Origin of the sequence: Hydrogenophaga sp. (genome assembly GCF_041633695.1) — a bacterium.
Taxonomy (GTDB): Bacteria; Pseudomonadota; Gammaproteobacteria; order Burkholderiales; family Burkholderiaceae_C; genus Hydrogenophaga.
In genome coordinates this window covers 1-11,013 of record NZ_JBFJMY010000119.1, presented here as the reverse complement: position 1 = coordinate 11,013, position 11,013 = coordinate 1, and the positions used below count along the sequence as shown (strand labels likewise).

The window sequence follows — 11,013 nt, the reverse complement described above, 5'->3', positions numbered from 1 at the left end:
CCCTCGCCGAACAAGGCCATGTCGGCCGCTTGTGCGTGGGTCTTCAGGGCATCCAGCTCGTCGGCGCTGTCCACCTGTATGCCCAGGTGGTCCACACCTTTGGCGTTGCCCCGGGTGGAGATCGCGAAGTTGATCGGGGGGTCGTTCAGCATCCATTTGGCGTAGTCGGTTTCGGCACGGCTCGGCGCCTGCTGGAACATGGCGGAATAAAAGGCGATGTTGCGGGGCAGATCTTCCACATGCATGTGGACATGAAAGCGTTTCATCACAAGCTCCTGGGGGTTGAAAAAATGGGGTGAGGGGGGTTGAGTGGCGTCAGCAAGCGGCGCAGCCACTGGCGTCGTTGACCTCGCAGGCCTGACCCTGGCAGCAGTGCTCGGTCAGGTAGGCCAGAAGGCTGTTCATCTGGGTGAAGTTCGCCCGGTAGACGATGTAGCGGCCACGCGGCTCGCTGTGAACCAGTTCGGCATGGCTGAGTTCTTTGAGGTGGAAGGACAGGGCGCTGGGTGCAACACCCAGTTGCTCGGCCATGGCGCCCGGCGTCAAACCCTCGGGACCGGCCACCACCAAGGCGCGGAAGGCGCGCAGGCGTTGGGGTTGGGCCAGCGCCGCGAGGGATTTGACGGCCTGTGTTTCATCACGATTCAATGCTTCCATTGTTCAATGATAGTTGAAATGTTGGAGCGTGCGAAATCCCGCAGCGTGCAAAGGGGTATGGAGAAAGAGGGGAAGGGTCTGTTGTCACGCATTTTTCATGTGATCGACACCAAGCTTTCATGCCCCGTTTTCAGAATAGTCGACATGAAAAGACCGGACCACCACAACGCTTCGGCGCGCGAAGCCCACCACCAGGAGCACACCATGAAAGAGCTGCCCACCCCGACCCTGGACTTGTCGCCAGTGTCTTTGCCACGGGGGTCACTTCATCCACGCTCGGACTTCACGCCCCGGCCCCTGGTGGGTCATGCCGTGGGCGCGGCCGTTGCACCCAGCGGCATCGAGGTCTCGTGGGCCCGGCATCTGGACGAAGTTCGTGAAGCCCAAAGCCTGAGGTACCAGGTGTTCGCGAACGAAATGGGCGCGAACCTGCCGCAGACGCTACCTGGCCACGACGTGGATTTGTTCGACGATTTCTGTGAGCACTTGCTGGTGCGCGATGCCGAGAGCCAGCAGGTGATCGGCACGTACCGGGTGCTCACGCCAGCGCAGGCGCGCCGGGTGGGCAGCACCTACAGCGACACCGAATTCGACCTCACCCGCTTGCGCTCGGTGCGCGAGCGCATGGTGGAGCTGGGTCGCAGCTGTGTACACAAAGACCATCGCCATGGCGGCGTCATCATGGCGCTCTGGGGCGCCCTGGCCGAATTCATGGTGCGCAACCAGCTCGACACCATGATCGGTTGTGCCAGCATTCCCATGCAGCACCAAGGCCCGCACGGCGTGGTGGGCGGTGGCCACGCCGCCGCCAGCATCTGGCGCCAGGTCAAGGAAAAATACCTGGCCCCGATCGATTACCACGTGCTGCCCCGGCTGCCGCTGCCGATCGAACGGTTGGACGACAGCCTGGACGTGGAGCCACCGGCTTTGATCAAAGGCTATTTGCGCCTGGGCGCCAAGGTCTTGGGCCCACCGGCCTGGGACCCAGATTTCAACGCCGCCGATCTGCCCATGCTGATGCGCATCAACGACCTGCCGCCTCGCTACCGCAAGCACTTTCTGGGGGATTGATGCACACCGCCTTCGACGCGTTGACGGACTGGCGCGGTGGCAAAAATGCCGCCCGCAGCGCCGCTGCCGCCGGCTTGTTGACCCTGGATGATGACGATGCCCATCCGGATGCCGAGGACAAGCCCCGTTTCCGCGCGGTGTTCATTTCGGACCTGCACCTGGGCACGGCGGGTTGCCAGGCCAAGGCCTTGCTTGAGTTTTTGAAGCACCACCCGAGCCAGACCCTGTACCTAGTGGGCGACATCATCGACGGCTGGCAACTGCGGCGCAAATGGTATTGGCCGCAAGCCCACAACGACGTGGTGCAAAAACTGCTGCGCCGCTCGCGCAAAGGTTGCCGCGTGGTGTTCGTGCCCGGCAACCACGACGAGTTTGCGCGCCAGTTCGATGGCCACCGCTTTGGTGGCATCGAGGTGGCCAACGAAGCGGTGCACAAGCTGCTCGATGGGCGCCGCCTCTGGGTGGTGCATGGCGATCATTTTGATGGCGTCATCCAGTGCGCGAAATGGCTGGCCTATGTGGGCGACAACCTGTACGAATTCACCCTGCGCTTGAACCGCCACGTCAACTCGCTGCGCGCGCGTCTGGGCCTGCCTTACTGGTCGCTCTCGCAGTACCTGAAGCACAAGGTCAAGAGTGCGCTGAACTACGTCACTGACTTCGAGCGCGCTGTGGCCGCAGAGGCGCGCCAGCGCGGCTACCAAGGCGTGGTGTGTGGCCACATCCACCGCCCGGAAATGCGCGAGATCGACGGCACCCTGTATTGCAACGATGGCGACTGGGTGGAGAGCCGTTCGGCGTTGGTTGAACACATGGATGGGCGGCTGGAACTGGTGCATTGGGTGCCCGCCGTTGGCCGCAGCGGCCAAGCGCCCACTGGCGCCGTGCCGCAGCAGCAAGCGGCCGAGCACCTGCCCGTGGCGAAGGTCGAGGCATGAGCACACAACAGCAAGGACAAGTGGCATGAAAATCGTGCTGGTAACGGACGCCTGGCAACCGCAGGTCAATGGTGTGGTCACCACCCTGGTCGAGCTGGTGCGCGAGTTGCAGGCGGTGGGGCACGAGGTGGTGGTGATCCAGCCCGGCCAATTCCGCACCCGGCCTTGTCCGGGTTACGCGGGCATCGACCTGGCCTTGTTTCCGGGGCGAAAGCTGGTGCAGTTGATGGACCAGGCGCAGCCCGACGCCATCCACATCGCCACCGAAGGCCCCTTGGGCTGGGCCGCGCGGCGCTACTGCCTGCGCCGCAAAAAGCCGTTCACCACGGCGTTTCACACCAAATTTCCCGAGATCCTGCACGCTGCGCTGCGCGTTCCGACGGCCTGGGGCTACGCCTTGTTCCGCCGCTTCCACCGGCCCAGCAGCGGGGTGATGGTGCCGACCTCGGGGGTCCTGGAGATGCTGCGGCAAAAGGGCTTTACCCATTTGCGGGAATGGACCCACGGCGTGGATACCCACCTCTTCGCCATGGCGCCAGAGCCGACCCACTACGCGCCCTTGGGCCCGCTGGTGCGGCCCGTGAGCCTGTTTGTGGGGCGCATCTCTTACGAGAAAAACATCGAAGCCTTTCTGGAGCTGGACACACCCGGCAGCAAAGTGGTGTGCGGGGTCGGTCCGCTGGAGGCGGGCTTGCAGGCGCGTTACCCCGGCGTGCATTGGCTGGGCGTATTGCCCCGGCACGAGCTGGCGCAGGTCTACGCCGCCGCCGACGTGTTCGTCTTTCCCAGCCGTTCCGAAACCTTTGGCTTGGTGATGCTGGAGGCCATGGCTTGCGGCGTGCCGGTGGCGGCCTACCCGGTGGACGGCCCCTTGCAGGTCTTGGCCGAGAGCGCCGCCGGGGCCATGGACAAGGATTTGCGCACCGCGTGGGACAGCGCCCGCAAGCTGCGACGGGAAGATGCACGCGCCCGCGCCATGGTGTTTGGCTGGGGCCGGGCGGCCGAACTGTTCGTGTCTTATCTGGCGGTTTTACCCGTGGCCAAGCCGACCGCGCGTGGCGATCGGCGGGGTTTTGGGCAGCGCCACGCGGGCGCGGTCCCGACAGGTTTGTCACAAAAACGTCATCACCCTGTTGAATAATCGTAAAGTAGGCCAAAAGCTTGAGCCCCATCCGGTGGCCGAAGGGGAACGTCCCGACGGGCCGGCCCTTACGATTTCCACGGATTGCATGAGCGCCAACACCCCGAACACCCGTCTCGTATTCCTGGACCGGGACCATTGCATTCTTGCCTTCAACCTGCGTGTGATGGACTGGGCACGCCGTCCCGATGTGCCGCTGCTGGAACGCCTGCGCTACCTCAGCATCGTGTCGTCCAATCTGGACGAGTTTTTCGAGGTGCGGGTGGCGCCGCATTTGAATGCCCGAAAAACCAACGAACAGCGCGGTCTTTACACGACGCAGACCTACGGTGAGTTGTCGGAAAAGGTGCACGCCCTGGTGGCGGAGCAGTACGCGATCTACAACGACGAGCTGCTGCCCTTGCTGGAGAAAAAGGGCATCAAGCTGGTCGCGCACGGCGAGCGCAACCAGCGCCAGCGGCGTTGGGTCAAAGACTTCTTCACCCGCGAGGTGCAGCCCATGTTGCTGCCGGTGGGGCTGGACCCGGCACACCCGTTTCCGCAGGTGGCGAACAAATCGCTGAATTTCATTGTTCGCCTCAAAGGCAAGGACGCTTTCGGGCGCGAGAACGAAATCGCCATCGTGAAGATCCCGCGCATACTGCCGCGCTTTTTTCGCATGCCGCCGATCAAGGGCTCCAAGCAGGCGCACTTTGTTTCCATCTCCAGCCTGATCCGGTCGCACATGACCGACCTGTTTCCGGGCCGTCAGGTCACCGAGTTTTCGCAGTTCCGGGTCACCCGGCATTCCGATCTGGCGGTGGACGAAGAAGAGGTGAAAAACCTGCGCACCGCCTTGCGCAAAGGTTTGCAGCAGCGCCACTACGGCGAGGCCTTGCGGCTGGAAGTCTCCGGTGGCTGTTCGGAATTTCTGTCGGGCTTTCTGCGCGCACAGTTCGACCTGCCAGCGGAAGCCGTGTACCAGGTGGCTGGCCCGGTGAACCTGGTGCGCTTGAACCAGCTGATCGATAAAGTCGATGCACCCACGTTGCGCTTTGAGCGCTACAACGCTGGCTGGCCTTTGCAACTCACGCCGGGACAGTCGTTTTTTGAACGCCTGCAGCAGGGCGATGTCATCGTCCACCAGCCTTACGAGAGCTTCGACGCGGTGCTGGCCTTTCTGCGCGAGGCGGTGGAAGACCCCAACGTGCTGGCCATCAAGCAGACGATTTACCGCACCGGCGCCAAGTCGGAGCTGATGGATTTGCTGCGCGAAGCGGTGCGCCGGGGCAAGGAAGTGACGGCGGTGGTGGAGCTCAAGGCCCGCTTCGACGAAGAAGCCAACATCAACTACGCCGAGCGGCTGGAGTCGGTGGGCGCACAGGTGGTGTACGGCGTGGTGGGACTCAAGACCCACGCCAAGATGTTGCTCGTGACACGCCGCGAAAACGGCGAGCTGAAGCGCTATGCGCACATGTCCACGGGCAACTACAACCCCGGCACCGCCAAGCTCTACACCGACATCAACTACCTGACGGCGGACGATGCGCTCACCGCCGACCTGGAACAGATATTTCTGCACCTGGCGAGCCAGAACCGCCTGCCCAAACTCAACAAGGCCTTGATCGCCCCGTTCCACCTGCACAAGGTCATGCTGGAGAAAGTGGACGCTGCGGCGGCCAGCGCCAAGGCTGGGCAAGACGCACGCATCATCCTCAAGATGAACGCCTTGACCGACGAGCCCATGGCCAAAGCGCTGGCCCATGCCTCGCAGTGCGGCGTCAAGGTCGACATCATTGTGCGTGGCGCCTGTGTGTTGCCTGCAGGGGTGCCGGGTGTTACCGACAACGTCCATGTGCGTTCGGTGATCGGTCGCATGCTGGAGCATTCGCGGGTGTTCTATTTCCGCATCGACGGGCAGGACGAGCTCTGGCTCTCCAGTGCCGACTGGATGAACCGCAACATGTTCCGCCGCGTGGAACTGGCTTGGCCGGTGACCGACCCGGCACTGCGCAGCCGCATCATGGACGAGTGCCTGCTGGCCTCTTTGCACGACACCAAAGACGCCTGGCTGCTGCAGCCCGATGGCAATTACGTGCCCGCGTCGTCGCCCGCTGGCACACGCAGCAAAGCGCGCACCCCGTTGCATTCCGCACAATCGAGTTTGATGCTGCGCTACGGCAGCAAGGGCTGAACCGGGGCGAGGTGGGTGACATGGACCTGATCCTCTGGCGCCACGCAGAAGCCCAGGAGCACCCCGATCTGGTTCTGGGCCAGCAGGGCGATCCACTGGATCTGGCGCGCCGCCTCACGCCCCGGGGTGAAAAGCAGGCCGCGCGCATGGCTGCCTGGCTCGACCGGCAATTGCCCGAGAGCGCCCGCATTTTTGCCAGCCCGGCCCAGCGCGCCGAACAAACGGCGCTGGCCCTGGGGCGCAAGTTCAAGCTGCGCGACGAACTGGTGCCTGGGGGCGACCCGCTGGCTTTGCTGGAACTGGTGCAATGGCCACACGCCAAATCACCCACGGTGGTGGTGGGCCACCAACCCACGCTGGGTCGGGTGATTGCGCGCTTGCTGGGCCTGTCCGAAGAGGACTGCTCGGTCAAGAAGGGTGCCCTGTGGTGGGTGCGCTACCGCGAACGCGAGGGCCGCCCGTCCCAAACGGTGGTGGTCACCGTTCAGACACCCGAATTTATTTAGGGCCCGCTGCGGGCCTGGGAAAGCAGTGCGATCAGGCCTTGGCCGCCGGGCTCGTTGTCGTGGTGCGGGGGGCTGGCCGCTTGCGGGCCACAGCCTTTTTGGCTGGCGCGCTGGGAGCTGCGGCAGGCTTCTTGGCCGCAGGTGCTCGTTTGCGTGCGGTGGTGGCGGTCTTCACCACTTTGGCCGCTGGCTTGGCAGATGGCTTGGTGGTGGTGCTTGCACGGGGCTTGGCGCTGCTGACGGGCTTGCTCTTCACCGGTGTGGTGGTGGCCGCATGGGGGCGGCCGGTCTTCAGCGTGGGCACCGAGGCCAACACGCTCTTGAACCCGCTGTCGCTCAGTGCAAGCAAGGCCTTGAGGCCGGCGCGCAGCAGTTCGCTTTTCTTGACCGCCGTGCCCATGGCCATGGCACGGGTCTTGAGCTCGTCGATGGCCGCGAACTCGTTTTTGGGGATGGTGAAGCTGTCGCGAACCAGTTTGGGTTTCTTGGCGACTTTCTTGCTGCTGGGGTTGGACATAGGGGCTCCGTCGAGGGTTGAAAATGGAGCGCAGTATAAACGGTTTATACCGTTTATACATTTATGTCGGCACGGTGACAAAGCCGTGACGGCCGTGACAGCCGAGCGGGCGCTCGGTGTTTTCAGCGGATGTCGACGCTGAATTTCCAGGCCGATTTCTGCCACGCCAGTACTTCTTCGCTCAGCAACCAGGCCGACTGGGGGTAGCGCTTGGCCCAGCCCGGGTTGGTGACGAGTTTGAAGGCGCGGGCTTTGTAGCTCAGCTTGACCGATTCGTGCTCGGGCAATTGGCGCGCATGGCACAGCAAGACCGCCAGGCGCAGACTCATGAGTTGTTTGGCGAACAACTCGTCTTCCAGCTCAAGTTCCAGCTTGCGCAGCTTGCCGCGCTGGCCCAGCACCAGGCGGCTCATGCGCAGCAGTTCCGGCAGAGAAAAGCCCGGCGCGTCCACATTGCCCAGGATGTAGGCGCCGTGGTGGTGCGAGCGGTCGTGCGAGATGTGTGTGCCGATCTCGTGCAGGCGCGAAGCCCAGGCGAGCTTCTGCGAATAGCGTTCGTTCTGGGCATCGAGCGCCGCGACCTGCGTGAACAAGGCGGTGCTCACCGCGCCCACACGCTGCGCCTGGTTCGGGTCGATCGAGAAGCGCGTGCTGAGCCAGCGCACCGTGCGTTCGCGCACGTCGGTGCCATCGGTTTCCCGGTCCATCAAATCGTAGATGGCGCCGTGGCGCAAAGCGCCTTGCGCGGGAATCATCTGCTGGATGTCGAACAGGTCGAAGATCGCACGCAGCACACTCACCCCGCCACCGATCACCGCACGGCGGTCGTCCTTCAGGCCATCCAGTTTCAACTGCTCGACACTGCCGGCCTTGATGAGTTTCTCCAGCAGCCAGTCCAGGCCGCTGCGTGTGATCAGGCCCGACGCCCATCCGTTGGCGGACAGCATATCGGCCACCGCACCCACGGTGCCCGACGAGCCATAGGCCACGGTCCATTCCGACGGCGGAAAGGTATCGAGCGCTTCGTCCAGCACGGCTTTGGCCGCGATTTCGGCGGTTTTGAAAGCGGCGGCATTGAACACGCCTTTGGGGAAGTAGCGGCTCGACCAGGCCACGCTGCCCAGCCGGTACGACTCCATCTTGTGGGGTGTGTATGCCTCGCCCAGAATCATTTCGGTGGAGCGCCCGCCAATGTCCACCACCAGGCGTTTTTCGTCCGATTGCGGCAGCAGGTGCGAAACGCCCTGGTAAATCAGCCGGGCTTCTTCGTGGCCGGACACCACTTCAATGGCGAAGCCCAATACCTCCTGGGCCTGGCGCAGAAACTGGTCGCGGTTCTTCGCCTCGCGCAGGGTCTGGGTGGCCACGGCGCGCACCTGCGTCTTTTTGAAGCCGTGCAAACGTTCGGCAAAACGGGCCAAGCATTCCCAGCCACGCTCCATGGCGGCCTGGCTGAGGTTTTTGTTTTCGTCCAGGCCCGCTCCTTGGCGGACGGTTTCTTTCAGGTATTCAATGCGCTCGATATGTCCCGAGTGGTAGCGACCAATTTCCAGGCGAAAGCTGTTGGAGCCGAGATCGATCGCGGCCAGAAGGGTTCCGTTTTGCATGCGTGAGAGACTGACGGTTGGGAGAGCGGGCGAGAGCCGGTCGGATGAGCGTAAGCCCGAATTGTGACGCATAGGCTTTTGCCCCCTGTGTGGTCCGGCCATGCGGTGCTGGGCAGGCGAACGTGGCGGCCCAAGAATCGCTTGGTTTTCGTGCTTGGCACTCGTATACTGTAAATATGAACAGTATTTTGCTGCCCCATGTCCACGCCTCAACCCGCGTTCTGGGCCAGGCTCCGACGGATCAGGCCCGAGCGGCTGCACATGCTCGGCGCTGAACTCCCGTACCCCACCGTGCCTATCCACGCCATCAAGGGCCGGGGTGTGGCGCACCGCGAGCCGCACCGTTTTGAGCCGGATACGCGCGCGTGTTTTGACGACGGCTGGGGTTCGCTGGAGCAGCAGGCACAGGCCGGCGAAGAAGCCGCCGCGCCCGCCACCGAAGTGCGATGGGAAGACGCCAAAAGCGTCATCACCCGCAACAGTTCGCCCGACATCGGTTTCTCGCTCGGCCTCAATCCCTACCGGGGCTGCGAACACGGTTGCATTTACTGTTATGCGCGGCCCAGCCACAGCTACCTGAATCTGTCGCCAGGGCTGGACTTTGAGACCCGCATCATCGCCAAACGCAACATCGCCGAGGTGTTGCGAACCGAGCTGCTGCAGCCGAGCTACAAGCCCGACCTGATCGCCATCGGCACGGTGACCGATGCCTACCAACCCATAGAACGCGAATGGCGCCTGACGCGTGCGGTGCTCGAAGTACTGTCCTTGGCCAGGCACCCGCAGGCCATCGTCACCAAGGGCAGCGGCGTGGAGCGCGATATGGACCTGTTGGCACCCATGGCGGCGCAGGGCTTGGCCGTGGTCTACGTGACCATCACCACGCTGGATGCCCAACTGGCGCGCATTCTGGAACCCCGGGCCGCCGCCCCGCACCGCCGGTTGCGCACCATACGCACCCTGGTGGAAGCGGGCATTCCGGTGGGGGTGAGCGTGTCGCCGCAGATTCCCTTCATCAACGACGACATGGAGCAGGTGCTGCAAGCCGCGCACGAAGCCGGTGCCCGTCACGCCTTTTACCAGGTGCTGCGTCTGCCCTGGGAGTTGAGTGCCATGTTCCGCCTGTGGCTGGAGCAGCACTACCCGGACCGCGCCGCGCGCGTCATGGCGCGGGTGCAAGACATGCGCGGTGGCAAGGACTACGACGCCGACTTCGCCACGCGCATGAAAGGCCAGGGCATCTGGGCCGATCTGATTCGGCAGCGCTTTCACAAGGCGTGCCAACGGCTGGCGCTGAACACGACCCGCATACCGCTGGATGCCTCGCAGTTCCGGCCCGGTTTGCTGGCTGGACAGTCCGAGCTGTTCTGAGTGCTGCCCGCCTGGCGCGGGTTTGGGCCTTCAGCGGAGCGCGACGTCGCCCGTCGGCTCAGGTTTTCAGCAGAGCCAGCACATCGGCGCGCCAATGCTGCAGCGCCTCAAAATAGCCTTCCCACACGCAACCATTGCAGCCGCGTTCGCAGCAACTGGTGGGTTCGGGCGGGGGTGGGCGCAGTGCGGCGTCCAGATCGGCGATGCCCTTGCGCTGGGCCAGTCCGCGCAGATGTGCCACCAGGGCACGCGCCGTGGCCAGGTCGGCTAGCGGCACGCGGTCCACGTCGTGGCGCACAAAGCGGGGCTGTGTTTGGCCTTCGAATGTGCCGGTTTCGTTGAACATGGACGCCGGGCGCACCCACAGGCCAAAGCCGCCGTACAAGGCGCGGTACAGCGTCATGCCGCCCAGGGTTTCGCTGCAGCGCACGGTGTCCAGCACCTCGTACCAGCCGCCTTTGTAATGGCGGTACAGGCCGGGTGGGGTGGCGTTGAGCGGCGGCAGGTCGTGGTCGGTGGGGGCGGCGGTAGCGGTCATGGCGGGAGCATTGTGTGCCCCCCAAGTGTGCCAAAGCCGCCAGCCGGTGCCCCAAGTCCCGGCGCCGCCTGCGCTCAGGCCGTGAGCCGCTCCTTGAAAAAGGCCATGGTGCGACCCCAGGACAAGGCCGCCGCTGCCGCATCAAAACGCGGCGTGGTGTCGTTGTTGAAACCGTGTTGTGTGCCGGCGTACTGGTGGGCCGTGTACCGCGCACCGGCGCTCTTGAGGGCCGCTTCGTAGGCCGGCCAAGCGTTGTTGATGCGGTCGTCGGTCCCGGCGAAATGGATCAGCAGCGGCGCCTTGACTTGGGCCGCATCTTCCGCTGCCGGATGGTTGCCGTAGTACGGAACCGCTGCCCGCAGTTCGGGCATTTGAGTCGCCAGTGTGTGGGCCACACCGCCGCCATAACAAAAGCCCACCACGCCCACGCGGCCGGTGCTGTCAGGCCGGGCCATCAGCGCCTGGGCCGACGCCAGCATGTCTTGCCGCGTCTT

11 protein-coding genes and 2 pseudogenes are annotated in these 11,013 nt (G+C 64.0%); 6 read left to right on the top strand and 7 right to left on the bottom strand.

Annotated features, from left to right (window positions below; all coding sequences use genetic code 11):
• A pseudogene (locus ABYB95_RS09585) lies at nt 1-266 on the bottom strand (glyoxalase/bleomycin resistance/dioxygenase family protein); the annotation flags it as partial.
• Between the two features lie 49 nt (nt 267-315).
• Nucleotides 316-648 (bottom strand): ArsR/SmtB family transcription factor, encoded by a 333-nt coding sequence (locus ABYB95_RS09580; protein ID WP_372658244.1) that lies wholly within the window; start codon nt 646-648, stop codon nt 316-318.
• 213 nt (nt 649-861) lie between these two features.
• On the opposite strand from ABYB95_RS09580, the gene ABYB95_RS09575 reads away from it, so the two are divergent.
• The 5 genes from ABYB95_RS09575 (at nt 862) to ABYB95_RS09555 (ending at nt 6,486) form a co-directional block, all read left to right on the top strand.
• The gene (locus tag ABYB95_RS09575; RefSeq protein ID WP_372658246.1) at nt 862-1,728 is read left to right on the top strand and encodes a GNAT family N-acetyltransferase; all 867 of its coding nucleotides are present in this window, start codon (nt 862-864) and stop codon (nt 1,726-1,728) included.
• Complete coding sequence (locus ABYB95_RS09570; protein ID WP_372658243.1) at nt 1,728-2,666, top strand: UDP-2,3-diacylglucosamine diphosphatase; 939 nt, start codon at nt 1,728-1,730, stop codon at nt 2,664-2,666. The genes ABYB95_RS09575 and ABYB95_RS09570 overlap by 1 nt, the downstream gene beginning before the upstream one ends.
• Nucleotides 2,667-2,691: 25 nt before the next feature.
• Nucleotides 2,692-3,807 carry a glycosyltransferase family 4 protein gene (locus ABYB95_RS09565; RefSeq protein WP_372658242.1) on the top strand — a complete coding sequence of 372 codons (1,116 nt, stop codon included), beginning with the start codon at nt 2,692-2,694 and terminating at the stop codon, nt 3,805-3,807.
• 88 nt (nt 3,808-3,895) lie between these two features.
• A complete protein-coding gene (ppk1, locus tag ABYB95_RS09560) occupies nt 3,896-5,980 on the top strand; it encodes a polyphosphate kinase 1 (protein ID WP_372658241.1) in 2,085 nt (694 codons plus the stop codon).
• A 20-nt stretch (nt 5,981-6,000) separates the two neighbouring features.
• Nucleotides 6,001-6,486: a histidine phosphatase family protein gene (locus tag ABYB95_RS09555; protein ID WP_372658240.1), complete on the top strand. Its 486-nt coding sequence runs from the start codon at nt 6,001-6,003 to the stop codon at nt 6,484-6,486.
• A gap of 31 nt (nt 6,487-6,517) precedes the next feature.
• Here ABYB95_RS09555 and ABYB95_RS09550 read toward each other — a convergent pair whose 3' ends face one another.
• Nucleotides 6,518-7,003, bottom strand: a complete 486-nt coding sequence (locus ABYB95_RS09550) for a hypothetical protein (RefSeq protein WP_372658239.1) — start codon at nt 7,001-7,003, stop codon at nt 6,518-6,520.
• A 122-nt stretch (nt 7,004-7,125) separates the two neighbouring features.
• Complete coding sequence (gene ppx, locus ABYB95_RS09545) at nt 7,126-8,610, bottom strand: exopolyphosphatase (protein WP_372658238.1); 1,485 nt, start codon at nt 8,608-8,610, stop codon at nt 7,126-7,128.
• Between the two features lie 261 nt (nt 8,611-8,871).
• Between ppx and ABYB95_RS09540 the strand changes: the two genes are divergently transcribed.
• The gene (locus ABYB95_RS09540; protein ID WP_372658237.1) at nt 8,872-9,981 is read left to right on the top strand and encodes a PA0069 family radical SAM protein; all 1,110 of its coding nucleotides are present in this window, start codon (nt 8,872-8,874) and stop codon (nt 9,979-9,981) included.
• A gap of 58 nt (nt 9,982-10,039) precedes the next feature.
• On the opposite strand, the gene ABYB95_RS09535 is transcribed toward ABYB95_RS09540, so the two are convergent.
• The 3 genes and pseudogenes from ABYB95_RS09535 to ABYB95_RS09525 all read right to left on the bottom strand — a co-directional run.
• Nucleotides 10,040-10,222 (bottom strand): oxidoreductase-like domain-containing protein, encoded by a 183-nt coding sequence (locus ABYB95_RS09535; RefSeq protein ID WP_372658245.1) that lies wholly within the window; start codon nt 10,220-10,222, stop codon nt 10,040-10,042.
• 57 nt (nt 10,223-10,279) lie between these two features.
• Nucleotides 10,280-10,519 (bottom strand): annotated as a pseudogene (locus tag ABYB95_RS09530) (DUF1653 domain-containing protein); the annotation flags it as partial.
• 74 nt (nt 10,520-10,593) lie between these two features.
• The coding region (locus tag ABYB95_RS09525; RefSeq protein WP_372658236.1) for a dienelactone hydrolase family protein at nt 10,594-11,013 on the bottom strand (420 nt) is incomplete at its 5' end.